Consider the following 24,966-nt stretch of genomic DNA (forward strand, 5'->3'; position numbering starts at 1 on the left):
TGCAGGACAAAATGATACAGCATAATAAGCAAATTTACAAGCCGCAGCGGTAAAATAAAATTTTTTCAGTTCTATTCCACCTTTGCTCCGGTATAATAATATTCCAGAATCTGATCGTAAGTAAACCCCGCCTCAGCCATGCCCATAGCTCCCTCCTGACTCATGCCCACTCCATGTCCCCATCCCTTTCCCGTAAAGACATATCCCGTGGGATACGCGGCAAATGTCTTTTTAACTCCGTCTGCCCCCATAACGGTTACTTTCGTGTTTGTACCGACGGTTTTGATTCCCGAGGACGAAACAGCTTTCTTTCCGGCGGCCTGAAGCTTGATTGTGGCATTGTCGGATTTTCTCGCGCTAATATCGGCATCGGTGGAAATAGTGAACATTCCGCTTTTTAAGCCGAGCGCGCTTTTAAATGCTTCCCTGATATAAATGTATTTATCGTTTGTCCCCTCAACCTGAACCTCCAAAGCCCTGCCCGCGGCAGTATACTGAAGCACCGAAACTCCCGTTATGCTTCCTAAGTCCCTTCCCTTGCTTTTTATTATATTTGACAGCTCCGAGTTGCTATAGCTTTTTGTCCAATAATAATTAGCCGAATTTGTAAGCTCATATTTATCCTCAACGCTTTTCAAGTATGGAAAGCTGCCTCCCCAAACGTTTTCAGAATCCTCCGTCCTGCCTCCGCTTGATGCAAAGTATAAGGTTTGGGCGGGCCTTCCGTCATATGTTACAATTTTGCCCTTAGTCTCGTTTACGGCATTTGTGCAGGCCGCGGCCTCTTTGTCTGCCCCCCCGTACACCTGGCAGTGCTGTGTGGCGCAAAGGTCAAAGCCCAGCTTTCCGTGCTGTCCCATGCTGACCATTGCATATGTCCTTGCCGCAACAGCCTGTGCTTTTATTGCCTCCTTTGCGGGGTATGCCCCTATTTCGCAGGGCACTACTCCATATAGGTACTGCTCAAAGGGAACTACATTTATAATTGTCATATCGCTTCCCGCAAGCCTGACGGCCTCAAGCCCTCCCCTGTACCTTTTGCCGTTAAGCGAAAACAGAGCTTCATTATCATTTCCCATAGGGTCTATACGCAATTTCTCCGTACTGCCGTTAAACATTAAAACAGTATTTTTGCCGCTGTCGGTTAGTATTATCCTGTTGGACGCCGGCTCGATTACACTGTAGCTGCCCTGCCCTAATATTGCCGAAATACCTACGGTTATAGCTGACCTGGCGGTTTTTGAATCGCTGTAGAAGCCAACCCATACCTGCCACTTGCCGGAATACACAGGATATGCAGGAATGCCCTTCTGCTTCATCATTTCAGCCTGACGCACAGCCTCGGCATAGTCTTCACAGTCCTCCCCCACCTGTACATGGAACGGCCCTGTTTTCTCTCCCGAAGCAGCCTGTGAAGAGTCGGGGTCATATTCCTTTAAATCCCCGTTGCTGCTTACATAATATGCATCCTTTCTGACTGTAATCTTCTCATTTGAGTTATATTCACACAGCATTTTAAATGAGCCGTCGTTATATGCCCCTATTTTAAGGCCGTTTTCGGCACCTATCGTAACAGAGCCGGCTTGCGTTCCCTGAAAAAACAATCCTATTCTCACCTCTTCAGGTATGGCTGGCGCAGCGTGGCAATAGCCCCCGCTTAAGGCTGCAATGCATACAGCCGCTGCAAAGGGAATAATTTTCTTTAGTATAGACCTCATTTTATGACCTCCGTCTTGGCTTTTGTATATTTAACCCCTTGATTTGCATATAGATATGTTACATTTCGACATCTGTTGATGTTTTCCTTCGCAAAAGCTTTAATTTTAATAATGTTGTAACATATTTTTAATAAACATTTTGCCGTGTTCTTTTTATAAATCATTTGACATATTATTTTATGGGTGGTATTATATATAAAAATTGTTTCAGCATAAATTGCTGAATTAAAGGCAAAATATAGTAAATTCTTTTTTGTATTTCACTATTTAAGCCTTTTATAGTATAATGGTATTATGATAGAGGTGCGTCTTTACATAAGTACTCCTGCCGATAAAAAATGGGATTTGTATGAGGCAGTTGACGGAAAGGGTAAGATGCCGAAGGATATATTGACCCATGTAAATATATCCTGGTTGTACAGCTAATATCTGTGCAACTGTCATCAAATATTTGGTGGAGCGCTATCAGTTCGGTAAACAAGGAATGTTTACCTCAGGTAATTCTGACAAGAACTGCTGGTATCTACGATACCGGCTTTTTTAATTTTAAAGCCGATATAAAAAATAATTTAAATTTTGGTTTAAGGAGGTTTTGATTTTGGACAGAAGGTTAAAGGTAGGCATTTTAGGCGGTACCGGCATGGTAGGCCAGAGATTTATAACTCTTCTCGATAATCACCCCTGGTTTGAGGTGGTTTCAATCGCGGCAAGCGAGCGTTCCGCCGGTATGCCCTACGAAGAAGCAGTAGGCGGCAGGTGGAAGCTTGATGTTCAAATGCCTGAGAGCGTCAAAAACATTATGGTTCGTAATGTAAATGACATATCCAAGATAGCAGATGAAGTGGATATGGTGTTTTGCGCAGTGGATATGAAAAAGGAAGAGATAAAGGAGCTTGAAGAAAAATATGCGAGGGCTGAGGTTGCTGTAGTCTCAAACAACTCCGCTCATAGATGGACTGAGGATGTGCCCATGGTAATACCTGAAATAAATCCCCAGCATGTCTCAATAATTGAAACGCAAAGAAAAAGACTTGGGACAAAAAAGGGGTTCATTTCAGTGAAATCCAACTGCTCTCTGCAAAGCTACGTACCTCCGCTTCATGCGCTTATGGGGTATCAGCCGGAAAAGGTTCTTGCCTGCACATATCAAGCCATTTCAGGAGCCGGAAAGACTTTTGGTGATTGGCCTGAAATTACCGACAACGTAATTCCCTATATAGGAGGAGAAGAGGAAAAAAGCGAAAGAGAGCCTCTGAAAATATGGGGAAGAATAGAAGGCGGTAAGATTGTAAATGCCTCAGGGCCTGTAATCTCAGCCCAGTGCTACAGGGTTCCCGTTCTGGACGGACATATGGCGGCGGTATATGCCACCTTTAAAAATAAGCCCTCCAGAGACGAAATTTTGAGCTGCTGGAAGGAGTTTAAGGGTAAGCCGCAGATCTTGAAGCTTCCCAGTGCGCCTTCACAGTTTTTAACGTACTTTGACCAGCCCGACAGACCCCAAAGCAGGTTTGAAAGAAATGTGGAAAAGGGCATGGGCATATCTTTAGGCAGATTGCGCGACGACTGCCTGTTTGACTATAAATTTGTCTGTCTGTCACACAACACCATAAGGGGTGCGGCAGGGGGAGGCGTGCTTATGGCAGAGCTTCTCAAGGCCGAAGGATATTTGGACTAATTTATTCTAAGAAATTAAGAAAGGGTGTATTGATATGACAAAACCAATATTCACAGGCTCCGGTGTAGCTATTGTTACTCCTTTTACAGATGACGGCATTGATTTTAACAAGCTTGAGGAACTGCTTGAGTTCCAGATTAAAAACGGCACCGATGCCGTAATCATTTGCGGCACAACGGGAGAAGCCTCCACAATGCCTGATTCCGAGCATAAATCCGCTATAAAGTTTGCAGTTGAAAGGGTTAACAAAAGGCTGCCCGTTATTGCAGGCACAGGCAGCAATGATACCCGCCATGCCATAGAATTAAGCAAATATGCCGAGGAGGCGGGGGCAGACGCCATATTAAGCGTCACCCCATATTACAACAAGACAACACAAAAAGGCTTATATGAGCATTTTAAATTGATCGCCAAGAGCATAGACATACCCGTAGTGCTGTATAATGTGCCCTCCAGAACTAATCTCAATATAAATCCATCCACCTTAAAGGAGCTGTGTGAAATGGATAATATTGTGGCAGTCAAGGAATGCAACCTTTTTCAGGTGGGAGATATAATGAACCTGTGCGGTGACAGGATAACCGTTTACTCCGGCGAGGACGCCGCCGTAGTTCCTTTCCTTTCCCTTGGGGCAAAGGGAGTAATATCGGTAATGGCCAATATAATCCCCCGGGATACGCATGATATGGTTTTGAAATTTTTAAACGGCGATGCCAAGGCAAGCCTTGACCTGCAGCTTAAAACGCTTAATCTTATAAAGGCTCTGTTTATTGAAGTAAGCCCTATTCCTATAAAGGCAGCAATGAACCTCATGGGGATGAATGTGGGAAAATGCCGTATGCCTCTCGTAGACATAAGCGAAGTCAATTTGAACATATTAAAAAATGAATTGAAAAGCTACTCATTGATTTAATATGTAAATTTAGAGTTTCAGAAGGATGTGAGCATAAGATGATAAATATACTAATGAGCGGCTGCAACGGAAAAATGGGTCAGGTTATTACCAGACTCGCTTCCGGAAGTGAAGAGCTCACTATTGCCGCAGGGTATGACTTAAACAATTCAAAGGACAATCCATACCCTGTATTTACCAATATACACCAGTGTGACGTAAAAGTTGATGCCATAATTGACTTTTCAAACCCTGCAGCATTGGAAAACATTCTTGAATTTGCGGTTTCAAGAAAAATACCTGTTGTAATGGCTACAACGGGCCTTTCCGATGAAAATATAAAGGTGTTGGAAATGGCATCGGCGGAAATTCCTATTTTCTTTTCGGCAAATATGTCACTTGGGGTAAACCTTCTTCTTGATATTGTAAAGAAGGCTTCCAAAATACTTTCCGACAATTTTGACATTGAGATAATTGAAAAGCACCACAATCAGAAGCTTGATTCTCCAAGCGGTACGGCTCTTGCAATCGCTGATGCAATAAATTTGGCATTGGAGCAAAAATATGAATACACCTATGACAGGCATTCAGTGAGAGAAAAAAGGAGTAAGCGTGAAATAGGAATACACGCTGTAAGAGGCGGCACCATTGTAGGAGAGCACTCTGTAATTTTTGCAGGAAACGATGAGATTATAGAAATAAAGCATACTGCTACGTCCAAGGAAATCTTCGCCGTAGGAGCCTTAAGAGCGGCAAAATTTATATGCGGCCGGAAGCCGGGCTTTTATAACATGAATGATTTAATATCGGCTGAATAACAGACAATTAAAGCTGCCCTAACACACGGGGCAGCTTTTTTTTTATTAATCCTGCTTGCCGGCGTCTTCCCCGGCAGGCTCTGATTCTCCCTCCACCTTATCCATAATATGCTTTTTGAGTTTGGGATATATATAGAAATTTGTTATCAGTCCAATGAGGCTCATTGTAATAAAAGGAAACAGTATAAGCCCTATTACCGGCAGAATTAAAAACGTAACCCCTATTATTACCACACAGAGCAGAAGAATCAATATATTGGGTATAAACCCCATAATAGCAAATATAAGTGCATTCTTAAATATCTGCTTTATACTGAACTTAAAGGTAACCATCATAGGATATATATACATATGCATTATTACATATGTCACAAAAGCAAGGAACAGCAAGCTGGTGGCTATTGTCATTAAGAAATTGCTGCTGTTTAAGGATATATATATATTGATGTCAATTCCTATCACTATCACCACTAACAAATCAATCAGACTGACTATAAGCCCCTGCTTAAAATTCTTCATTGCATGTTCTTTAAAATCCCCCCATAAAAAGGCATGTTCTTCACGGGCATAATTCCTTAGAACATACGTAAAGCCTGCTTGTGCAGGGCCCACGGTTATAAGCGGAATACATAAGAAAATAGCTCCTACGGTAAATTTCAGAATAAAATCAACAAAAATATCCTCAGAAAACGTTTTATTCAAATAATACTGAGGCACTATGAAAAGCATTGCGATTAATGCGGGTATATTGAAAATAAAAAACATAATATTAAGCTTCATAAGGTTCCAGAACTTGCGGGTAAATATCTCAAAAAAGACTACTATTCTCGCCTTTGGAGGGCCATTCTCGGGAACGCCCGGGCCTGGCTTGGTATAATCAAAAAATCCAAAAAGACCTGCCATTATTATTTTCCCCTTTACAGTAAAATTTGTGTAAGCAAATTGCTGCTTAAAATATATTGCTGCTTAAAGTACAATATATAAAATGTTATCCTTTATTCTATCAATTTAATCAAGGTTATTCAATATAATTTATGACCAATATTTTTAAATATTATTCTGATAATATTATTCCTTATTTATCTTAAGCCTGTCATATAAAACCCGCATTTACTTTGTCAACTGAGGGCCGAAAATTTTTCAAATATTTTTATTTTAAAAGTATTGACACCGACATACTATGCTAGTATAATATATTTTGCTGGTCGGAAATATCTTATGTAATATTTATGCGAGGATGGCGGAACTGGCAGACGCGCACGTTTGAGGGGCGTGTGGGAGACCGTGTGGGTTCAAGTCCCACTCTTCGCACCATATAAAAAAACTCACATTCATGTGGGTTTTTTTATATGGTCTTTTATATGTTCATTCATCCCGTATTGCATATTTCTCATTTTTGCAATACCATCTAACTTACTGTAATTCTTGTGACCTAAAACTATCTTTTGATTCCTAAATACACCCTTGACCTTATTCACGTTATCGTGATATATTTAAAATAGATAGAAAGGAGCTGTACAGATGCCGGTAATAGCAAGATTTTATGGAATGATTATAAAGATGTATTTTCAGCAATGTGAGCATAATCCACCCCATATACATGCAGTTTACGGAGAATATATCGGAGTAATTGATATATTAACAGGCAAAATGATTTAGGGTGATCTTCCTAAAAAAGCTTTAAGCATGGTTCAGGAGTGGACGGCAAAATATCAAAAAGAATTACTTGAAATTTGGAACACTCAAAAATTCAAGCCCTTGCCACCGCTTGAATAAAGCGGCAGGTTTTGTTCAAAGGAAGGAGGCAGATTAATGTTTCACAAAATAAAATCCGTAACTGCGCTGCCGGACTATATTCTTTTAGTGCATTTTTCAGACGGCACCGCAAAGCAGTACGACGTTAAGCTGTTATTCAAAAAATTTGAAACATTTGAGCAGCTTAAAACCCCCGGCTTATTCTCGCTTGTTTCTGTTGATACCGGAGGATATGGCGTATCTTGGAATGATGACATTGATTTATCATGTAACGAACTATGGAATAACGGGAAGAAAACACCTACACCATTTGATAATCTTATCGCCTTCGGAGACGCAACCGACCTTTGGGGATTAAATGAAAGTACGCTTCGCAAGGCAGTATCTTATGGAAAACTCATTGACGGTGTCGATGTTAAAAAATTCGGTAAGCAATGGATTGTATCCAAAGCAGCCATGATCAGGGAATACGGTCAGCCCCAAGCCGAAAAAGCTCAGGAGGATCATCTATAATTCCATAATTTTTCGTCTCAAAACTGCAATTTTCAAACGCAACTGAAATGAAACTGATTTTTGCGCGATAGTTGGTTTAAGCAACAAGGATTTTCTGTTAAGCTGTTCTCAGGAAAGGAGATATACAAAATGAATATTAGCATTCCATTATTAATTGGAGGATTTGTGATCTATCTCGCTATTGCGGCAGTTATTATTTTTCTTGTTGTACTGGTTATCCGAGCGCTTCTAAAGTATATCCGCTCCGATAGCGTGCGAAGGGAAAAAGCAAGGATAACAAGATCGCTTGGTGAAACGCTGAAGGAAAACCGTACCCGTTGCAAAATGACACAGGAATTTGTGGCAGAAAGCATCGGTGTCAGTCGGCAGGCCGTATCCAAATGGGAAAGCGGCACTTCTGACCCAAGCACTTCTAATCTTCTTGCTCTCGCAAAGCTATACGGTATGTCAGCAGAAGATTTACTGAAACAAGTTGAATGATTGACATTGGTATCATGAAGATTATAAACATAGTCAGAACCGGCATCTTAGATTAAGCAAATGACACATACACACAAACCACTGACCTGTTAGTGGTTTGTGTGTGCTTATACTTAAAATACCGGCCTTTTTTGCTTCTAAAAGCGCTAACCCTTATTATTTTCGATATCTCCAAAGCTTAAAAGGTAATCCTTTACGCCCTTCCATAAGAATCCTTTTGCAAGCTCCTCAACGGGCCGAAGCCGTATACCCCGAGTTCTCTCCTCAACTGCTTTTAAATCATAGCCCTCTTTAATCACTATAAATTTCAGCATTCCAGGCTTTAAAGCCTTCTTTGGGCATCCATATATACACTTCAGGCAGAAAATACAGCTCCCTCCGAAGACAGGAGCAGCTCCCCTTACACTAATATTCCCCTGGGGGCAATTTTTCTCACACCACCCACATAAATTGCAGCCGGAACCGACTCTGATCCTCTTTCCGAATGCTCTGGCTCCCACCTTTTCAAGCTCGCCCAGCTTTGAAAAAATCCTGTCCTGAATACTGGGCTTTGATCTTCGTATTACGCCTTCAAAAAGCTCCTTTACAATACTGTCCGCTTTTAATGGCAGAACTCTAAGCAGTCTTGCCGCTAAGCTGTCCTCCGTTGCAACAATCCAGTTTGATGGCATAACAATCATATCCTCATATATCACATCATACCCTTTTTTTACAAGCCTGCTGATGCTGCTCGCCCTGCAGGCTGTGTTGGGAGTTATTTCCCCTCCGCCTGAAACCGATATCACTGCGGCGGGAGTTCTGGCTGTGTGCTCCAGTGCATCCAGCCATTTATACACAGGCTCTGGTGCATTGCAGGCGTGTACGGCATATAAAACCACAAGCATATCCTCTCCTGCCTCGGGTATTGCTTCCCTTCCGAGCTGATAGCTGACAACTCCCGCTCCATAGCGTTTAAATGCCTCCGCAATGCAATTTGCTGCTCTTGCAGTACCCCCTGTGCCTGAAAAATATACTATTTTGACCATCTTAAATTTTCTTGCATCCCTCTCCATTGCTCTCTCACTCCTGTCCAGTATCTTACTTTCACATTCAATTTTTATCTAAAGCTATAAAAAAGCTGTGGATTTTTTTGCGGTATGGTGTATAATGGTAAATTGAAAAGAAAAAGCTACCGCATGATACCATTATATATTTTTGAAAGGACTTTAGTAAAATGTTTGAAATATATACTTTATTGATCGACAGGAATCTGACGCAGGAAGAGTTTGAACACCTGTCATGCTATGTATCCCCCGAAAAGAAGCAAAGAATAGGCCGCTTTTACCATTTTGCGGACGCCCAAAGAGCTCTTCTTGGTGATTTGCTTGCAAGACATGCTATTTGCAGCAGAGCAGGGATAAAGAACAGCTCCATCGCGTTTTCAGCCAATGAATACGGGAAGCCTGAGCTGAAAGGTGACCGCTCTCTGCAATTTAACATATCTCATTCCGATAACTGGGTTGTATGTGCCATAGGCGATTCCCCCGTAGGAGTGGATGTTGAAACGGTAAAGCCCATAGATTTCAAGCTGGCCGAGAGATTTTTTTCACAGGATGAATATTACGCACTTGCAAATCAGCAGCAGAGCGATAAGCTGGACTACTTTTATAAGCTGTGGACGCTGAAGGAGAGCTATATTAAAGCGGAGGGAAAGGGCCTTAGCATTTCCTTAAGCTCCTTCTCCATGCACATAAATGAAGAAGGTATTACCGCATATTCAGGGTGTGAAAGGAAGGGGTATTTTTTCGACCAGTATTATCTGGATAAATCCCATATATTTGCAATATGTACCTTTAAAAATGATAGGCACGAAAAAAATAATTTTAATATAGATCTTTTTACTCATAATGCATCCTTTTTTTATTGAGCTTTACATAACAACGTTGTCAAGCCATATCATGATTGTTATAATATATCTATATTTGTATTATATTATCTTATTTGTATTTGTATGCTATATCTTATGCAGGATTTTATTTTTAGAAGGAGATGACCTTAATTTGAAGCAAAAATTAGACCTGATCGCTTCTCCAATCCTATGCTATCAGCATCACATATACCCTCTAGCCATACTTCTGCAGCATGAATGCTGCAAGCCATGGTTCTATAGTAATTATATACAGCTTGAGATTGACATGAGCTTATACTCACAGTTCAATTTTTTCTATCTATGGTATAACAAAAATCCCTGGTTTTATCATGAAATGATTTCAAAGGATACTCTTGAGGCAATAAATGTAGATTTTATAAGGCTGATTACCGCCTCTATAGATTCAAAGAAGTATGTAGAAACCCAAATAAATGAGTTTTATATTCCTGACAGCAAGGCTTACAATAAGGAGAATTTTATTCATGATGTCCTCATCTATGGCTATGATGATGCAACGGGTTTTTTTAACGTTCTCAGATATAATAACGAAGGTGTCCTGAGTGAGTCCCTTATTGCTTTTTCAGATTTTTTAAAGGCTTTTATGAGTGCCCCTCCCAGCCAGAGCATTAATTTTTTAAAAAAGCGAGAGGTATATGCATATGATTTTGATATCCAATGGGTTATACAGCAAATTGAGGACTATTTGTATTCCAAGAATACTTATGAAAGACTTAGGATGTTTAACAATCCTCCTCAAAATAAAATATTTGGCATAAATACATACCGTTTTCTTATTGATTACATAAAAGAAATATGTAATGAAAACTTTTCAGAGTATGATGTGCGTTCATTGCAAATATTTTATGAACATAAAAAATGTATGGCTGACAGAATAAATTATATGTGCGAAAACAGCTTCCTGAAAAAGGGGGAGGTTTTTCTCAATGCCTATGACAACATGCAGAGGGATGCTTTTAAATGCAGAAACATGCTGTTAAAATTGGAAATTAAGGGCAACGTAAATATTTTAAATAAAATAGCGGCACAAATAGAGCAGATTTATGAAAATGAAATGGTTATTCTGCCCCGGCTGCTTGAAGAGCTCAGGGCATATTAAGGCTTTTTAAAAAGTCCAGCTTGGTATACTCCCTCTCAAGTCTTTCCCTAAGATACCTTTTGCATATCCTTCCCATTTCATTGATCAGCGGAGGAGCTAAATCAAAGCAGAACAGCTCGTTGAAGCCGCAATGCGCTATATGCCTAAGTGCCCTTAGGGTTCCTTGGGAAATATTAATTGACGACTGCTCCTTGCGGCCGCAATCCTGACATAATACTCCGCACTGCTTAAAGCTGAAGAATACCTCCCGGCTCAAGTCGGCATTTCCGCACTCAATGCAGCATTTGAGGTATGGAGCATAGCCTAAAATTGAAAGCAGCCGCATTTCAAAAATTCTTGCTATAAGCTCGGGCGGCTTCTCCGTCTTTGCAAGCAGGTGAAGCGAGTTTAAAAAAAGCTGAAGTGCTTTGGGAGCAGGCTGGCCCTCCTGTATGGCATCATTTATTATATCAACAAAGTGCGCACAATAGGTCAGCTTTACAACATCATTTCTGATTTCATAAAAGGGCTCTATTATGTCACAGCTATTTATGCTGTACATGTCCCTGCCCTTAAACAGCACAAAATCGCTGTAGCAAAGCATTTGAGTAGCTGCCGCAAGCTTGTTTTTCGGTCTTCTGGCTCCCTTGGCACTTCCGGAAATTTTCCCGTAATTTCTTGAGAATATTGTAAGAATCTTGTCGGCCTCACCTGTATTTATTTCTTTTATTATAATCCCCTTTGTTTTTATATACCCCATCACTTATTCCCTTAAATAATAAAATGTATAAACAAATTCATGCTTTTACCGTTGCGGCTTCTTCTCCTGCAGTTGAAACCTCCTTCATAGGCCTGTTCTTTCCCTCAATTTCCTTTAAAAAAATGTAAGCGTCAACATTACCCGTATTTTGAAAGGCATCCCATAAAAATTCTTTCAGCATGCAGTTACTCCCCCTTATTTATCTTAAATGTTTTTCAAGTGTGCAGAGAAAAGTTTTTATTGCAGTTATTTTTTATTTGCCTGTAACATTAGATTTCTCAAAAAAATTTTTTGTATACTTGAAATTTTATCATTAAAATAAATACTAAGCTTAAGGGATAAGCCTTTAAAAACTATTTTTCATATCCTAAAGACTTAAGCATGGAGCTGCTGTTTCTCCAATCAGGCTTTACCTTTACCCACAGCTCCATAAAAATCTTAGAGCCTAAAAGCTTTTCCCCGTCCACCCTTGACAGAGTCCCTATTTTTTTCAGCATTTTCCCCTCCTTGCCTATAATAATTCCCTTATGAGTCTCCCTCTCACAATAAATATTTGCCTGTATGTCTATGATGTCCCTTCCCGTCCGTTCCTTAAAGGATATTACCTCTACCCCGATTCCATGAGGTACCTCATCCTTCAAAAGCCTGAGTATTTTTTCTCTTATCATCTCAGCTATAATTACCTTTTCGGGCTGATCGGTCAACATGTCCTCAGGGAAATACTGCGGGCCCTCAGGCATTATTTTTTTTATTTCATTAAGCAGAATTTCCACTCCCTCATTGTTCAGAGCGGACACAGGGACTATTGCTTTAAACTCCATTTGCTTGGAGTAATTGTCCATAACCTTAAGAAGCTGCTCCCGTTTCACCAGATCGATCTTGTTGACTATAAGAAAGACGGGTGTCTTTACGTCTTTAAGCCTGTCCATTATATAAATATCTCCCGCCCCCGGAGATCCGTCCGAAGCCTCGACAAGGAAAAGCACCACATCGACCTCATTTAACGTGCCCTGAGCCACATCCACCATATATTCCCCAAGCTTGTTTTTGGGCTTATGAATACCGGGAGTGTCTATAAATATCATTTGAGAGCTTTCATCGGTAACCACTGTTTTAATTGCGTTTCTGGTTGTCTGAGGCTTGTTTGAAATAATAGCAATTTTCTCTCCGGCAAGCTTATTAAGAAGCGTGGACTTTCCTACATTCGGCCTGCCTACTATGCTTACAAAACCTGACTTAAACATAAAATATAAAAACCTCCAATTCATATGTGAGTTATGCGGGGAACCGGCTTATGGCTCCTCAGGTCAGCTCAAATGCCTGCGGAATAAGCTCATGAAGCTTATATACGGTATATTCCCCATTTCTTTTGCCGCATACTATATCCATTTCTCCATCTCCGAACTCCGTCAGCACCTGCCTGCATATGCCGCACGGAAATATCGTATTTTCACTGTCGCTTGCTATCGCAATAGCGGCAATTTTCCTGTCTCCGCAGGAAACAGCGCTAAATACCGCCGTCCTCTCGGCACAGCAGGTCGCTCCATAGGAAGCATTCTCTATATTAGCTCCGGTATAAACCCTTCCCCCGGCTGTTATCAGGGCGGCTCCAACCTTAAAGCCCGAATACGGGGCATACGCATACTCCTTTGCACGGAACGCGTGCTTCAGCAAAGCCTCATAATCAATGGTGTTACTATCCATATAAATCACCCTCTATAATCTTAAAAATAAAATACCTGAAATAGGAGCAGCGTTATAAGCACCCCTATAACACTTCCCGCCGAAACCTCAACGAGGCTGTGTATCTTTGCCTCCAGCCTGCTTTGCACAACCATAAGAGCCAGAAGGAGGCAAAGAATGCTCACCCTGGCATTCATAGTAAGGAGCGAAACGGCAGTGGCTATGGAAAACGCAAGGGCAGAGTGCCCGCTCGGCATTCCCCCTCTTAAAGGGCTTCCCTTCCCCATTAACGCCTTTAAAATTAAAACCAGCATTATAGTTATTACCAGAGCTATTGCCGTTATATGCATATGCGAGCCTGCTAATCTTTTTAAAGCAATCTCCACATCGTTGCTGACCCTGTCAAAAAAAATGAAATATGCCACGACAAGGGATATAAATGCGGCAACAAGCACCGCCCCTGCCGCTACATCCTTTATTACCTTTGCTTTGGGATGATACACGTCTACTATTATATCCACTATAGCCTCAACCGCCGTGTTAAAAAGCTCACAAATCATTACCATGCCTATGGTCAGGCATACTATGAGAAACTCCACCCTCGTAAGCTTAAAAAACAGGCTGAGCAAAAGCACGGAAGCTGCCGCAATTATATGTATTTTGATATTTCTCTCTTTTCTTACGGCATACATTATGCCGCTTATGGCATTGTTAAAGCTGTCTATTAAATTTTTATTTTTCATCATCAATACACTTCTTCATTAAAAGCAATATTTGTTTTATTTGCGCCTGTCAAGACCCATCCTGGCAAGCACAGCCTCCTGCCTTTGAAACATTACTTCCTCTTCCCCCGACTCATGGTCATAGCCTAAAAGATGGAGCATACCGTGAGTTGTCAAAAAGGCCAGCTCCCTTTCAAAGGAATGTCCGTATTCCTCCGCCTGCCGTGCGGCAGTCTCCATAGAAATCACTATATCCCCCAAAAGAATAAGGTTAGTGTCGGGATCGGTGTCAAATCCGTTTTCAAGCGCCTTGCCATTGTGCATGTGAAGCATGGGAAAGGAGAGGACATCAGTGGGCTTATTCACATTCCTCTGCTCCCTGTTTATATCCTGTATGGCATGGTCATCCATAAGCACAATACTTGTTTCGGAAGGCAAATCAAAGGCCTCCGATTCAAGGCAAAGCTCCACTGCCCTCTCTATAATGGAATGGATATGCTCATTGATTTCAATTTTATCCTGAATGTTTTCAACTAATACTGTCATTGCTAATCTTCACACCCTCAGAAACAAATTTATTTTCACTTTCGGCTATCTCTTGCGCTTTTGCATTTTCAAGGCTGCCGGCCTTTGTTTTTATTTCGGGATATTCCTCTCTTTCATGGAAAAGGCCGCTCAATACCTTCATAAAGCTTCTCGCAGTGTCATCAAGATCCTTTAATGTGAGATCACATTGATCAAGCTGACCGTCGTCCAGCTTGTCCTTAATGATTTTTCTTACGAGGCCCTCTATTTTACCTTCAGTTTTGTCAACCATCGATCTGACGGCAGCCTCAACAGAATCGGCAAGCATAACCACAGCAGCCTCCTTTGTGCATGGCTTGGGGCCCTCATACCTGAAATTTTCCGGCTTTACCTCCTCGCCCTTCTCACCCTTTTTTGCCTTATGGTAAAAATATGCGACCAGAGTCGTGCCATGGTGCTGGCTGATAATGTCTCTTACTATCAGCGGTATCTTGTGTTTTTTTGCTATTTCAACTCCGTCACCGGTATGGGCTGTTATAACCAGAGTGCTTAAATTAGCTGTCATCCTGTCATGAGGATTGTCGGAAAGCTGGTTCTCCTTGAAAAAATTAGGTCTTTTAAGCTTGCCTACATCATGAAAATATGCTCCGACTCTTGCCAGCAGGGCATTCCCTCCTATCGCCTCCGTAGCCACCTCCGCCATGTTTCCTACCATGAGGCTGTGATGATAGGTTCCCGGAGCCTCCATCAGCAATCTCTTTATAAGAGGCTGGTTAGGGTTGGCAAGCTCAAGAAGCCTCAACGGCGTTATAACATTAAAAATACTCTCCCAAAAAGGCATTGTCCCTATAGTAAGTATAATTGATAAAAGACCGTTAATAAATACCACTATGGAATCAGTGACAATATCCTGATAGGTATGCTTGTCTATTATTCCAAGCGATACAATTATAAGCACATTGAGAAAGGCTATTTTTACACCTGACATAAAAAGCTGGTTCCTTTGATTTGCTTTAGATACAATAAAGGTAGAAAAGGTTCCGCTTATCAGGTTTATGTAAATAAAGCTCATATCTCCCTTTATCATAAGCGAAACAGCTATTGTCAAAACAAAATTCACTATTATGGCCAGCTTTAAATCCAGCAAAATAGAAATAAGCATACCTGCCATAAGCATGGGAATTAAAAGTCCCGAGTGCTGGTAAACATCCTTTGCAAAGCCATAGGTCCCTCTTGAAATAACAAGTATAAGAATAATAACAACGTACAGCAGCAGCATGTCATTTTTACTGCTCAAATGCTTCCTGCAAAAATGGTTCATATACAGCACCAGCAAAAGAGACAGCATAAGCAGCACTATGAGGATACCGCCTGCAAGAGCAAAGTCAAAGCTGCTTTCCTCAAGCAGGTTAAGCTCTTTTAGCAGCTCATATTTTTCCTTGGTAACGGTTTCGTTTATTGCCAGTATTCTTTCGTCCTTTTTTATCATTATCTTTTTATTGTTGATTACATCGTTGTAAGCTTCATTTCTGAGCTCTTCTGTCAGGGTATAGTCTATAGCCTTATTGGGCTTTAGTATTTTTCTTATAAGCGCGTTGCCTATATTTTTAAATTCCTGCCGCAGCTCTGTTGCCTCAAAATTATTCTGAGCATCAATTATTTGCTGTGCAAGGTTATCGGCAGTGATGTCCTTTGTTATTGCACCCGATACAATATACTCGGTAATATCCTTAAAGCTGTTAATCTCATCCTTTTCAGCCTTTATAAGAGTCATTACCTGCTCACGGGCAAGGTTTAGCCCAAAATCCTTCAGCTTGGCCTCTAAACCCACAGAGGCCACATTTCTCTCAGCCTCAAGCTGTCTGCCGTAATTTCTTGAGCTTCTTGTTATCCCCTGATTCTGAAGGCTCTCCTCAATACCCGCTCTGGATTCCTCAACAATTTTTATAAACCTTCCGGCCTCGTTCCTCACCTCAATGGCAGCTCCCTTTATCTCTGTCATTGAGGCAGGGACAGCATCCGCTGCCTTTTGTGCATTCTGCTTTGTCTTATTCTTATCCTCTACATCCCTGTTGGATAAAATATTATATTTTGACGACTCTCCTAAAGTAAGCTTATATTTTTGGGGAGCCGCACCGCTTTCTATTATAATAAAAGCAAAAATGATAGTAAGTATCCCCAATACAATCCTCTGGAATTTTCTGTCTTTAAAGTGACTTTTTATATTCTTCAGGATATTTTGATCCTTCTGTTTTAAAGAGAACATTAACTTCCCTCCTGTTAAAATAGCGGCAAAACCACAGGAATTTATTTTGCTTGCTTATTTTTATTGTCAAAGGACTGATATGCCAGTATTATTCTTTGAACCAGCTCATGTCTCACCACATCTTTATCCGAAAGGTATATAAACTCCATCCCCTTTATCCCCTTCAGAATTTCCTGCACCTCCTTAAGCCCAGATTTTTTATCCCCCGGAAGGTCTACCTGCGTAATATCTCCCGTAATTACCGCCTTTGAGCCAAAGCCTATCCGCGTCAGAAACATTTTCATTTGCTCGGGGGTAGTGTTCTGCGCCTCATCCAGAATAATGAATGAATCGTCAAGAGTTCTCCCTCTCATATATGCAAGAGGCGCAACCTCAATCATACCCTTCTCAAGATACTTCTGATAGCTTTCGGCACCCATTATTTCATATAATGAGTCATATAATGGGCGAAGATACGGATCAACCTTGTTTTGCAAATCTCCCGGAAGAAACCCAAGCTTTTCTCCCGCCTCTACGGCAGGACGGGTTAAAATTATCCTGTCAACATCTTTGTTTTTAAATGCCGTAACAGCCATTGCCACCGCAAGAAAGGTCTTACCCGTACCCGCAGGGCCTATTCCAAATACAATATCGTTTTGCTTTATTGCATCCACATAGATCTTTTGCCCATGTGTTTTATACTTTATCTGCTTTCCCTTAGCCGTAAGGCAAATGTACTCGCCAAGGTAAGAATCCGCCTTTTCAAGCTGCCCCTCATCCGCCAGACGGAGGAGGTAGCTTACATTTTGCTTTGTTATTGTATCCCCCCTGCCGGCAATGTCGGCAAGCCTCTTGATTACCATGCGCGCCTTCTCCACCGCCTCGGAGCTTCCCACTATTCTCATGATATTGTCTCTTGAAATCACCTTTACGCCAAGTCCTTCTTCAATAACACGCATATTTTCATCAAAATTCCCGAACAGGTTCATTGCCTGTTCAATTTTGTCAAGCTCAACAGTTTTTTCTGCATTGCCGCCTTGCTCCAAGTTATTGGCCAATCAGCTTCCTCCCATCTTTTGTTCAATTCCTATGTCCTCGATGCACTCTATTATTACATTGACCTCCATGTCTCCGTCTTCCTTTTCTATAACCTCTACATCCCTTTTTATTATCTCCGCCTCCTCCGGAATATCCTCCGCGGCCTTGTTATATGCTTCATCCTCTGCGGCCTTCTGAGCCTCCTCAAGCCCTATGTTTTTTTTGACAAGCTTATTCTCATTATACGTATCCACAGTGATACCGATAGGAAATACCATATCCTCTCCAACCGAAAATCTTTTTTTTGTTTCCTCCTTTTCATATTCGTTATATGGAACAGCTTTGGGGAACAGCTTAATTTCCTTTGAAAAAAGCACAAGCGTATAATTGCTCATTTTTTCCCCTGTGCTCACCTTTTCTTCAATCACGTCTCTTACCTCAGCCGAGCCTTCATACCAGGTGGTGGCAAAAACCTCTCCCGACGCATGAACCAGCTTTGCTCCTACTTCCTTGTTTTCGCTTGTAATGCTTCCTGAAATAAGCACCTGCCTGCGTTTAACAGTATCCCCCGCCCTAACCTCCTGCTGTCCTATTTTTGCATAAACCGATTTTATAACGGCATCCCTGTATGCAATTATATTGCAGGGCTCCGCCGCGGGAATAAGCTCGGGGGGCGCGACTCTTTCAACAACGCTCACCTTTACCTTGGTGCCCTTTATTGACACTCCTACCCACGCCAGCTCCTTTACATCAATCATGAGGCTGCTTACAACATCCCCCGTGTCTATGCTGTACTTAAGCCCACCCTGCTTTACCCCGTACTGTGCAAGCTTATCTATCAGCACCTCGGTATCTATTTTTTCATTTCCCGTCACTTCTATAGCCCAAATAAATGATGTAAATATATAAAATAAAATAACAAAGGCAAAAGCACCCGCAATAAAGGTCTTCCTGCGCTTATACCTGTTAAGAATAAAGGGCAGCCCCCTTTTCTCAACTATCTCCATTCGGCAGCCTGTTTTTTTTGCTATGGGCCTCAGCATTTTAAAGCCTCTTATACTGACATTAAGCGTCATCGTACAGTTCTTCTGCCGTTTAATGCCCCATAGGAAAACCTGCCTGTGTATACATATATTTATAAATTTTTCTAAAAAATATCCCTCAACTACTATAATAACATATCCCCGCATATAATTCCATAATCTCAAAAGCAACATTTAAACTCCCCCGGAAAATTACTCTAAAAACTCAAGTCCTTTTATCCTGCCCTCAACCATTATGTCCTCTGAGGTTATTTCCTTAATCGTCAGCAGCTCTCCTGTTATTTTTATAATTCCGGTGCCTGTGTTTATTCTTATTCTGACAGTTTCATATTCAATTATTCCTTTATAATTTTCTATAACCAAATTTTTGTTTCCAAGCATGGTAAGCCTGGGCACATTCAGCACAACTTCCTTGGGCAGCTCGAGAATTTCCGTCATTTTTTCCTTAATATTAATTCTGCGGCTTTCCTTGTCTTTCCTCTTTTTAGCTCTGTCCGGCCCTTCACGAGGCATGGTAATCCCCCTTATATTTTCAATTCTTAATCAGGCTTTCGGGGTCGCCTATCTCATATCCGTTTTGGCGCGCGTCCTTAATTATCATATCAAGGGCATCGGCATTGTCCTTTGATACCGCATGTAAAAGCAATATTGCACCGTTATGAAGATTTTTCATAACAATGCTGTGTGCATAGTCCGCTCCTCTTACCTTATCTCTGTGCCAGTCATCGTATGCAAAGCTCCAGAACACGTTGCAATACCCCAGCTTTTGGGATATATGCAATGTCCTTTCGCTATACTCTCCCTTAGGCGGCCTTAAGAATCTCATATGCTTTCCGAACTTCTCATGAAAGGCCCTGTCCAAGCCCACAAGCTCCTCTTCAACCTGTTCGTCGCTAAGGCCCGGAAGGCTGGGGTGGTGTATTGTATGATTTCCCACCTCGTGCCCTTCCTCTACCATTCTTCTGACCAAATCCTGATGCTGGCTAAGATAAGGCCCAGTGATAAAAAATATTGCCTTAACCTTGTTTTGATCCAATACATCAAGTATTTTAGGAGTATACCCATTTTCATAGCCTTCATCAAAAGTAAGAAATATTTCTTTTGAGCCGGTATCTCCAAGGTATAGCCCGCCATACTTTGAAAGCAGCTCCGGCGCACCGGGGTCTGCGTCGGGTATCTGGTTGCCCGTCTTTCTTGCTATGCCCCAGCATAGCAGCTTATTGTTTGCCGCACCATCCTGCCATATTTCTATCGCGTTGCTGACTGTGCGGTGTGCCCCGCCTTCGCCCTCATCCCCGGACAGTCTCCCGCTTAATTCCTCACTGAAATCCACATCGCTCTCGCTTAGAGAGTATACACCCCCAAGATCGCTGAGCTGCATTTGTATGGTATTATTGCGGCAGGCTGCAAAAGCACCTGCAAAGCACAGCAGTACAAATAGTAATATATATTTTTTCTTTCTCAATTGAAATACCTCCAAATAACCATAAAAACTCCCGGATCGAGGTACAAAGTATTCCTTATCGTTTGTGCACCGCTCCGGGAGCTTATTTTTACCTATAGATATATATATATTGCTGTCGCCATAAAAAAATAACAAATGCTTTTACTTTACAGGCTGAAGAAGGTTTGTCTTAAATACCGAGCCGTCATCCCTTACCTTGGGTATGATAATCTGGTCGGCCTTTTCTATTTTAACCTTCAAGCCATAGTTTTCAAGCGTTTCAACCACTCCGTCTATTATTCTTAATGTATGCTCCACCTTTTCGGGCTCTGCTATTGCTTTTATTACAAAGGGAGCCCGCATCTGTGTCTGGTTTATCATAATATAATTTCCGGCTACTCTGACCTCGCTCATAGCGACTATTCTCTCCTCATTTACAGAAATGGCCTGAACATCCGAAGCCCTGAGCTCATTCAAAACAGAGAGAATATCGGTATCGCTTACATAGGAGTCCTCTGCATGTATTGTGATAATAAGTCCCTTTCCCTTGACATCGACAAGCCCGGCTATTATTCTGACCCTGTCCAGCTCATTTTTTAACGCCTCTGTTTCTCCGCTTATGTTTCCTCTTGTCTTTTCATACTCCATGTTTTCGGCCTTTAACTCCTCATTTCTTTTCACAAGCCCATCGTTGGTTTTTCTGAGTGCAATAAGCTCGTCATTTAAGTCCTCAAGCCTTTTGTTGTTTGTGCTGGCAATCTTCTGGTTATAATTTATGCTTTTGAACTGAAGAGCCAGCATGGTGCCCAGAAGTATACAGACGAGGGCCAATGCCACATTGGTATAGGTTTTAACTTTCATTTCTTCGCTACCTCCAAGCTCGTAATTAATTTACTGATCTCATAGCTGTATTTTTCTATCACAATATCGTTTGACTTGCTTATTTGAACCTTTATGTCAAAGTTTCTCATTTCATTTATCTTGGGGCTTTGCTCCACCCCCGCAATCAATAGCTCGGGATTACCTATGGCCTTAATTTCATAGGGTACGGGATGCCTGTTTTTGTTAATTCTTATATTTGGCCCGGCACAAACCTGTTCACTTGTGGCAATAAGCCTCTCTCCGTTTATGGATATGGCTTGAGCCCCCGCTTTTTTGAGCTCGTTAACCACGCAGTACACATCCTGATCGTGGATTATAAGGAAATTCGGATTATCTATTTCTCTGGCAGGAGCATCATCAAGCTTTATAACAATACCCCTTCCGCTTACATTGCTTAAGCCCGATATGAGCTTTAAGCGCCCTATTTCATTTGCCATATATTTTAAATAGTCATTCTGTCTTGCGTTATCCCCAAAGCCCTTTAAGTATTCATCCTTTTTTTTCTCATTTTCACTAATCTGCAGCTTTAAATCCTCGGTTCTCTTTTTTTCCTCCTCCAGAAGAACCCTGTACTGCTCCAGCCTTACCTCGGCGGAGGTCTTCTGCTTGTTGATATTGAGTACGCTTCTTGCCTGCATTGCTACTAATACTCCAAGGAGCAGAAACGCCAGAAAGAAAATAAATTTTTTATCTATACGGTACATGGCTTCTCCAATCCAAACCTGTTTTTGTGTTGCAAGGGGCAAACATGCCGCTATATTAATTTTAATTATAAAATCGCAGTATTTCAAGTGTCTATGAAATATTACCACACAATGTATATTAATACCACAAATTAATGCAACCTTTTAAGGCAGGTGTTTAAAAGCCGTCCTATTGTTGGTATAATAATATAAGCAGCATCAAAAGTTTTACAATATTCAAATGTCGGCTTTCCGGCATTATGCTTTGGAGGAATGCACATGTTTTACGATATAAGATACCAGACAGGTGAGATAGAGGACATAGTAGCCGAGATGAAAAATGGTTCCATACCTCGGATGGATGTGGACAATCAAGAGGAGCTGGAGTGGTTCATAGGGCAGCTTGCGGAAAAAGGGATTTACAGGGTGGAGGGGCTGCCTTATGATAAAAGCGTGAGGGACAGAATAAAGGAGCCTGAGTTTGAATTCAGGGCGGCGTTTTACACTTCTCCTCTGGATGCGTCGCAGATTGCCGGCGTGGAGCTAATGTATATTGATTTTTATTTTGAGCCGGAAATAGAGGAGACGTATGACTCGGCATTCGGGGATTAGAAGTGGGCAAACCGTCTCTGCCGTTGACTGGACCTGTTTCCGCTGCGGCAGCATGGGGTACGGTTCCTCTGCTTTCCCTTCGGTCCTTCGCTGCGCTTCGGAAGCATAGGAATCCGTCCCCAAGCCTCCTTCGCTGTCTTTATCACTCTATTGCAGAAACTACAGAGCTTATTTCGTCTTTATATGCTTCCAGTGTAGTTACCTTAAGGTATTGATAATACCTGTTTTTTTTGACTGCCTTTTTTTCTAATTCATCCTGCCCGTCCAAATTGAATTTGCCCTGATGAACGCCCATAATAGTATATCCCCAGTCGCTGTTTTCCTTTAAAAACAACATATATCTCATTCCTTTTTCCATGGGAGTATAATCGGCAAGAGCAAAAATATCCTTTTGAAACTTTAAGAGATGGGCTCTGATTAGTGCCGCAGGCTCCGTAATTTCAACAGAATCAAGCTCTTTATTTCCTTTTAGCACCCTTTCAATTTTAAAATTCCTCACGGTATAGAAGGTATCGAATAGACCTAATCCTTTATACGTTATGACAGACTTGGACGAAGAAAGAGCTTTTTCAGGCGTTCCTATGACTATCAGTTCTGCCTCCGAGGTCAGCTCGTCAACGGAATCAACTCCAACCATATTTACCATAACGCTTATTACTTTCCCGCCCGGAGTGCCGAAATATTTTACCCCCGCCACTGCCACCAATGCCAGTACAATACAGCCGCAAAACAATAAAACCTTTTTCATTGTCAATTCCTCCATAATAATATTACTACAGTGCATACAAATTATTTGTCATATTATGGCTCATATGTAACGCTCATTATAGAATAACTACGACCTTTCTGACACAGGAGAATGCATGACTCACCCCCCCTGCCCCCCTCTCTTTCCAAAAGAGGGGGAGAAAGGCAAAGATCGACTCCCCTCTTTTGCAAAGAGAGGGGCCGGGGGTGAGTTAATTCATTACACTGTCTTATCACTCTGTTACAGGCACTACAGAGCTTATTTCGTTCTTATATTCTTCCAATGCCTGCTGCTTTAGGTTTTTGTAATGTCTAGTTTTTTCGACTGCCTTTTTTTCTAAAGCATCCTGCCCATCCAAATTAAATTTGCCATGGTAGACCCCCATAATAATATTTCTTTCGTTACGGTTTTTTTTCAAAAACAATAAATATTTCTTTCCTTTTTCCATAGGGGTATAACCTTCGTCAGTTAAAATATCTTTCTGATATTTGAAAGGGTCGTTATTAATGGCAGCGGCAGCTTCTACAACATCAATAGTTTCAAAGTCTTTGTCACCTTTTAAAACCTTGTCGATCTTAATTTTCCTCAAAGTAAAAAAATCCTCGTATCTACCATTGTCGTCATATTTTATTGTAGGTGTACACGAAAGAAAATCTTTCTCGGGCGAGCCTATAATTATTAATGAAGATTGAGATTCCATCTCCTCGATTGAGTCAAATCCCTTGATAGAACCCATAATACTTATTACTTTCCCGCCCGGAGTTCCAAAATATTTTACCCCAGCCGCCACTGCTGCCACTGTCAGTATAATGCAGCCACAAATCAATAAAACCTTTTTCATTGTCAATTCCCCCATAATAATTTTACTACAGTGCATACAAATTATTTGTCATATTATGGCTCATATGTAACGCTCATTATAGAATAACTACGACCTTTCTGACACAGGAGAATGTATGACTCACCCCCCTGCCCCCTCTCTTTTGAAAAGAGAGGGGCCGGGGGTGAGTTAATTCATTACACTGTCTTATCACTCTGTTACAGACACTTCAGCACTTATGTCCGCCTCATATTCTTCCAATGCCTGCCGCTTTAGGTTTCTGTAATGTCTGTTTTCTTCAACCGCATTTTTCTCAACTGTATCCTGCCCATCCAAGTTAAATTTACCTTGATAGACCCCAACAATATAATTCTGTCCAGCTTCATTCTTATCTAAAAACAGAATATATTTCTTCCCTTTTTCCATTACTCTATAATCTTCAATAGTCATAATATCCTTTTGATATTTCAAAGGATCGTTATTGATTGCAGCAGCAGTTTCCACGACCTCAATAGATTCATATTTTTTGTCCCCTTTTAAAACCCTGTCTACCTTAAGTTTTCTCATAGTATAAAATTGCCCATACCTGCCGCTGTCATTATATTCTATAATAGGTTTGCATGATAAGAAATCTTCCTCCGGTGATCCTATAATTATTAGTGAGGCTTTAGAGTTTAACTCCTCTACCGAATTAAATCCTATAATAGAAGCACTAGTGCTTATTATTTTACCGCCGGGAGTACCAAAATATATCCCTCCGAACACTGCCGCCAATGCCAGTACAATACAGCCGCAAATCAATAAAACCTTTTTCATTGTCAATTCCTCCATAATAATATTACTACAGTGCATACAAATTATTTGTCATATTATGGCTCATATGTAACGCTCATTATAAAACA

The 24,966-nt window shown here is 41.2% G+C and carries 27 protein-coding genes, 1 tRNA gene, 1 pseudogene and 1 riboswitch; of the genes and pseudogenes, 10 read left to right on the forward strand and 19 right to left on the reverse strand.

Annotated elements, in window-relative coordinates:
- Positions 1-71: 71 nt before the first annotated feature.
- Entirely contained in the window at positions 72-1,718 is a 1,647-nt protein-coding gene (locus DFR58_RS13960) for a SpoIID/LytB domain-containing protein (protein ID WP_114298469.1), read from the reverse strand.
- Between the two features lie 290 nt (positions 1,719-2,008).
- Positions 2,009-2,191, forward strand: a riboswitch (Lysine riboswitch).
- Positions 2,192-2,316: 125 nt separating this feature from the next.
- Here DFR58_RS13960 and asd point away from each other — a divergent pair.
- Genes asd through dapB form a run of 3 tightly spaced genes read left to right on the forward strand, consistent with a single transcriptional unit; the run spans position 2,317 to position 5,106 of the window.
- On the forward strand, positions 2,317-3,396 hold the full coding sequence (gene asd / locus DFR58_RS13965; protein ID WP_114298470.1) for an aspartate-semialdehyde dehydrogenase: 1,080 nt from the start codon (positions 2,317-2,319) through the stop codon (positions 3,394-3,396).
- A gap of 34 nt (positions 3,397-3,430) precedes the next feature.
- Positions 3,431-4,309 carry a 4-hydroxy-tetrahydrodipicolinate synthase gene (dapA, locus tag DFR58_RS13970; protein ID WP_114298471.1) on the forward strand — a complete coding sequence of 293 codons (879 nt, stop codon included), beginning with the start codon at positions 3,431-3,433 and terminating at the stop codon, positions 4,307-4,309.
- Between the two features lie 38 nt (positions 4,310-4,347).
- Positions 4,348-5,106 (forward strand): 4-hydroxy-tetrahydrodipicolinate reductase, encoded by a 759-nt coding sequence (gene dapB / locus DFR58_RS13975; RefSeq protein WP_114298472.1) that lies wholly within the window; start codon positions 4,348-4,350, stop codon positions 5,104-5,106.
- 45 nt (positions 5,107-5,151) lie between these two features.
- Here the strand turns inward: dapB and DFR58_RS13980 are convergent, their stop codons facing one another.
- Positions 5,152-6,009 carry a YesL family protein gene (locus DFR58_RS13980; RefSeq protein WP_114298473.1) on the reverse strand — a complete coding sequence of 286 codons (858 nt, stop codon included), beginning with the start codon at positions 6,007-6,009 and terminating at the stop codon, positions 5,152-5,154.
- A gap of 328 nt (positions 6,010-6,337) precedes the next feature.
- On the opposite strand from DFR58_RS13980, the gene DFR58_RS13985 reads away from it, so the two are divergent.
- From DFR58_RS13985 to DFR58_RS14000, 4 genes and pseudogenes are all read left to right on the forward strand, one after another.
- Positions 6,338-6,420: transfer RNA gene (locus DFR58_RS13985), tRNA-Leu, on the forward strand.
- A gap of 234 nt (positions 6,421-6,654) precedes the next feature.
- Positions 6,655-6,882 (forward strand): annotated as a pseudogene (locus DFR58_RS22200) (DUF4160 domain-containing protein).
- Between the two features lie 36 nt (positions 6,883-6,918).
- On the forward strand, positions 6,919-7,374 hold the full coding sequence (locus DFR58_RS13995; protein ID WP_114298474.1) for a DUF2442 domain-containing protein: 456 nt from the start codon (positions 6,919-6,921) through the stop codon (positions 7,372-7,374).
- Positions 7,375-7,503: 129 nt separating this feature from the next.
- Positions 7,504-7,854, forward strand: coding sequence for a helix-turn-helix transcriptional regulator (locus DFR58_RS14000; protein ID WP_114298475.1), 351 nt, complete (start codon positions 7,504-7,506; stop codon positions 7,852-7,854).
- Positions 7,855-8,000: 146 nt separating this feature from the next.
- Here DFR58_RS14000 and DFR58_RS14005 read toward each other — a convergent pair whose 3' ends face one another.
- Complete coding sequence (locus tag DFR58_RS14005) at positions 8,001-8,906, reverse strand: EFR1 family ferrodoxin (RefSeq protein ID WP_114298476.1); 906 nt, start codon at positions 8,904-8,906, stop codon at positions 8,001-8,003.
- A gap of 161 nt (positions 8,907-9,067) precedes the next feature.
- Between DFR58_RS14005 and DFR58_RS14010 the strand changes: the two genes are divergently transcribed.
- Together DFR58_RS14010 and DFR58_RS14015 are read left to right on the forward strand one after the other, a co-directional pair.
- Entirely contained in the window at positions 9,068-9,760 is a 693-nt protein-coding gene (locus tag DFR58_RS14010; protein WP_114298477.1) for a 4'-phosphopantetheinyl transferase family protein, read from the forward strand.
- Between the two features lie 133 nt (positions 9,761-9,893).
- Positions 9,894-10,880 carry a hypothetical protein gene (locus DFR58_RS14015; RefSeq protein WP_147273181.1) on the forward strand — a complete coding sequence of 329 codons (987 nt, stop codon included), beginning with the start codon at positions 9,894-9,896 and terminating at the stop codon, positions 10,878-10,880.
- On the opposite strand, the gene recO is transcribed toward DFR58_RS14015, so the two are convergent.
- The 13 genes from recO to DFR58_RS14080 all read right to left on the reverse strand — a co-directional run bounded on the left by recO (position 10,867) and on the right by DFR58_RS14080 (position 21,905).
- Positions 10,867-11,619: a DNA repair protein RecO gene (gene recO, locus DFR58_RS14020; protein ID WP_114298479.1), complete on the reverse strand. Its 753-nt coding sequence runs from the start codon at positions 11,617-11,619 to the stop codon at positions 10,867-10,869. The two genes, DFR58_RS14015 and recO, sit on opposite strands and share 14 nt — an antisense overlap.
- A gap of 37 nt (positions 11,620-11,656) precedes the next feature.
- On the reverse strand, positions 11,657-11,800 hold the full coding sequence (locus tag DFR58_RS14025) for a YqzL family protein (protein WP_114298480.1): 144 nt from the start codon (positions 11,798-11,800) through the stop codon (positions 11,657-11,659).
- A 172-nt stretch (positions 11,801-11,972) separates the two neighbouring features.
- The gene (gene era, locus DFR58_RS14030; RefSeq protein ID WP_114298481.1) at positions 11,973-12,863 is read right to left on the reverse strand and encodes a GTPase Era; all 891 of its coding nucleotides are present in this window, start codon (positions 12,861-12,863) and stop codon (positions 11,973-11,975) included.
- Positions 12,864-12,921: 58 nt separating this feature from the next.
- On the reverse strand, positions 12,922-13,323 hold the full coding sequence (locus DFR58_RS14035; protein ID WP_242987640.1) for a cytidine deaminase: 402 nt from the start codon (positions 13,321-13,323) through the stop codon (positions 12,922-12,924).
- A 20-nt stretch (positions 13,324-13,343) separates the two neighbouring features.
- Positions 13,344-14,048: a diacylglycerol kinase gene (locus tag DFR58_RS14040; RefSeq protein ID WP_242987641.1), complete on the reverse strand. Its 705-nt coding sequence runs from the start codon at positions 14,046-14,048 to the stop codon at positions 13,344-13,346.
- Between the two features lie 33 nt (positions 14,049-14,081).
- Complete coding sequence (gene ybeY, locus DFR58_RS14045; RefSeq protein WP_114298482.1) at positions 14,082-14,570, reverse strand: rRNA maturation RNase YbeY; 489 nt, start codon at positions 14,568-14,570, stop codon at positions 14,082-14,084.
- Positions 14,554-16,815, reverse strand: coding sequence for an HD family phosphohydrolase (locus tag DFR58_RS14050; protein ID WP_114298483.1), 2,262 nt, complete (start codon positions 16,813-16,815; stop codon positions 14,554-14,556). Before DFR58_RS14050 ends, ybeY begins: the two co-directional genes overlap by 17 nt.
- 41 nt (positions 16,816-16,856) lie before the next feature.
- Positions 16,857-17,783 (reverse strand): PhoH family protein, encoded by a 927-nt coding sequence (locus DFR58_RS14055; protein ID WP_114298524.1) that lies wholly within the window; start codon positions 17,781-17,783, stop codon positions 16,857-16,859.
- Between the two features lie 69 nt (positions 17,784-17,852).
- Positions 17,853-19,049 (reverse strand): sporulation protein YqfD, encoded by a 1,197-nt coding sequence (yqfD, locus tag DFR58_RS14060; protein WP_114298484.1) that lies wholly within the window; start codon positions 19,047-19,049, stop codon positions 17,853-17,855.
- Between the two features lie 18 nt (positions 19,050-19,067).
- Positions 19,068-19,388, reverse strand: coding sequence for a sporulation protein YqfC (yqfC, locus tag DFR58_RS14065; protein WP_114298485.1), 321 nt, complete (start codon positions 19,386-19,388; stop codon positions 19,068-19,070).
- 19 nt (positions 19,389-19,407) lie between these two features.
- Entirely contained in the window at positions 19,408-20,340 is a 933-nt protein-coding gene (gene pdaA / locus DFR58_RS14070) for a delta-lactam-biosynthetic de-N-acetylase (RefSeq protein ID WP_423230837.1), read from the reverse strand.
- A gap of 141 nt (positions 20,341-20,481) precedes the next feature.
- The gene (locus DFR58_RS14075; RefSeq protein ID WP_114298486.1) at positions 20,482-21,180 is read right to left on the reverse strand and encodes a DUF881 domain-containing protein; all 699 of its coding nucleotides are present in this window, start codon (positions 21,178-21,180) and stop codon (positions 20,482-20,484) included.
- Complete coding sequence (locus DFR58_RS14080; protein ID WP_114298487.1) at positions 21,177-21,905, reverse strand: DUF881 domain-containing protein; 729 nt, start codon at positions 21,903-21,905, stop codon at positions 21,177-21,179. The genes DFR58_RS14075 and DFR58_RS14080 overlap by 4 nt, the downstream gene beginning before the upstream one ends.
- A gap of 258 nt (positions 21,906-22,163) precedes the next feature.
- Here DFR58_RS14080 and DFR58_RS14085 point away from each other — a divergent pair, with 258 nt between their 5' ends.
- On the forward strand, positions 22,164-22,496 hold the full coding sequence (locus DFR58_RS14085; RefSeq protein ID WP_114298488.1) for a hypothetical protein: 333 nt from the start codon (positions 22,164-22,166) through the stop codon (positions 22,494-22,496).
- A gap of 142 nt (positions 22,497-22,638) precedes the next feature.
- Here DFR58_RS14085 and DFR58_RS14090 read toward each other — a convergent pair whose 3' ends face one another.
- The 3 genes from DFR58_RS14090 to DFR58_RS14100 all read right to left on the reverse strand — a co-directional run bounded on the left by DFR58_RS14090 (position 22,639) and on the right by DFR58_RS14100 (position 24,880).
- Positions 22,639-23,244: a hypothetical protein gene (locus tag DFR58_RS14090; protein ID WP_114298489.1), complete on the reverse strand. Its 606-nt coding sequence runs from the start codon at positions 23,242-23,244 to the stop codon at positions 22,639-22,641.
- A gap of 232 nt (positions 23,245-23,476) precedes the next feature.
- Positions 23,477-24,085: a hypothetical protein gene (locus tag DFR58_RS14095; RefSeq protein WP_114298490.1), complete on the reverse strand. Its 609-nt coding sequence runs from the start codon at positions 24,083-24,085 to the stop codon at positions 23,477-23,479.
- Positions 24,086-24,274: 189 nt separating this feature from the next.
- Entirely contained in the window at positions 24,275-24,880 is a 606-nt protein-coding gene (locus DFR58_RS14100) for a hypothetical protein (protein WP_114298491.1), read from the reverse strand.
- Positions 24,881-24,966 lie beyond the last annotated feature (86 nt).

Origin of the sequence: Anaerobacterium chartisolvens, assembly GCF_003337415.1 — a bacterium.
Lineage (GTDB): Bacteria > Bacillota > Clostridia > Acetivibrionales > DSM-27016 > Anaerobacterium > Anaerobacterium chartisolvens.

Bases quoted from the DNA above. Each gene is read 5' to 3' on its own strand.
- DFR58_RS14075 (WP_114298486.1), bottom strand. From the start codon at position 21,180: ATGAAAGTTAAAACCTATACCAATGTGGCATTGGCCCTCGTCTGTATA.
- DFR58_RS14025 (WP_114298480.1), bottom strand. From the start codon at position 11,800: ATGCTGAAAGAATTTTTATGGGATGCCTTTCAAAATACGGGTAATGTT.
- era (WP_114298481.1), bottom strand. From the start codon at position 12,863: ATGTTTAAGTCAGGTTTTGTAAGCATAGTAGGCAGGCCGAATGTAGGA.
- ybeY (WP_114298482.1), bottom strand. From the start codon at position 14,570: ATGACAGTATTAGTTGAAAACATTCAGGATAAAATTGAAATCAATGAG.
- dapB (WP_114298472.1), top strand. From the start codon at position 4,348: ATGATAAATATACTAATGAGCGGCTGCAACGGAAAAATGGGTCAGGTT.
- yqfD (WP_114298484.1), bottom strand. From the start codon at position 19,049: ATGTTGCTTTTGAGATTATGGAATTATATGCGGGGATATGTTATTATA.
- recO (WP_114298479.1), bottom strand. From the start codon at position 11,619: ATGGGGTATATAAAAACAAAGGGGATTATAATAAAAGAAATAAATACA.
- dapA (WP_114298471.1), top strand. From the start codon at position 3,431: ATGACAAAACCAATATTCACAGGCTCCGGTGTAGCTATTGTTACTCCT.
- DFR58_RS13960 (WP_114298469.1), bottom strand. From the start codon at position 1,718: ATGAGGTCTATACTAAAGAAAATTATTCCCTTTGCAGCGGCTGTATGC.
- DFR58_RS14095 (WP_114298490.1), bottom strand. From the start codon at position 24,085: ATGAAAAAGGTTTTATTGATTTGTGGCTGCATTATACTGACAGTGGCA.
- DFR58_RS13980 (WP_114298473.1), bottom strand. From the start codon at position 6,009: ATGGCAGGTCTTTTTGGATTTTTTGATTATACCAAGCCAGGCCCGGGC.
- DFR58_RS14000 (WP_114298475.1), top strand. From the start codon at position 7,504: ATGAATATTAGCATTCCATTATTAATTGGAGGATTTGTGATCTATCTC.
- DFR58_RS14040 (WP_242987641.1), bottom strand. From the start codon at position 14,048: ATGATGAAAAATAAAAATTTAATAGACAGCTTTAACAATGCCATAAGC.
- DFR58_RS14050 (WP_114298483.1), bottom strand. From the start codon at position 16,815: ATGTTCTCTTTAAAACAGAAGGATCAAAATATCCTGAAGAATATAAAA.
- DFR58_RS14100 (WP_114298491.1), bottom strand. From the start codon at position 24,880: ATGAAAAAGGTTTTATTGATTTGCGGCTGTATTGTACTGGCATTGGCG.
- DFR58_RS14085 (WP_114298488.1), top strand. From the start codon at position 22,164: ATGTTTTACGATATAAGATACCAGACAGGTGAGATAGAGGACATAGTA.
- DFR58_RS14005 (WP_114298476.1), bottom strand. From the start codon at position 8,906: ATGGAGAGGGATGCAAGAAAATTTAAGATGGTCAAAATAGTATATTTT.
- yqfC (WP_114298485.1), bottom strand. From the start codon at position 19,388: ATGCCTCGTGAAGGGCCGGACAGAGCTAAAAAGAGGAAAGACAAGGAA.
- DFR58_RS14055 (WP_114298524.1), bottom strand. From the start codon at position 17,783: ATGAACCTGTTCGGGAATTTTGATGAAAATATGCGTGTTATTGAAGAA.
- DFR58_RS13995 (WP_114298474.1), top strand. From the start codon at position 6,919: ATGTTTCACAAAATAAAATCCGTAACTGCGCTGCCGGACTATATTCTT.
- DFR58_RS14010 (WP_114298477.1), top strand. From the start codon at position 9,068: ATGTTTGAAATATATACTTTATTGATCGACAGGAATCTGACGCAGGAA.
- DFR58_RS14090 (WP_114298489.1), bottom strand. From the start codon at position 23,244: ATGAAAAAGGTTTTATTGTTTTGCGGCTGTATTGTACTGGCATTGGTG.
- DFR58_RS14035 (WP_242987640.1), bottom strand. From the start codon at position 13,323: ATGGATAGTAACACCATTGATTATGAGGCTTTGCTGAAGCACGCGTTC.
- DFR58_RS14080 (WP_114298487.1), bottom strand. From the start codon at position 21,905: ATGTACCGTATAGATAAAAAATTTATTTTCTTTCTGGCGTTTCTGCTC.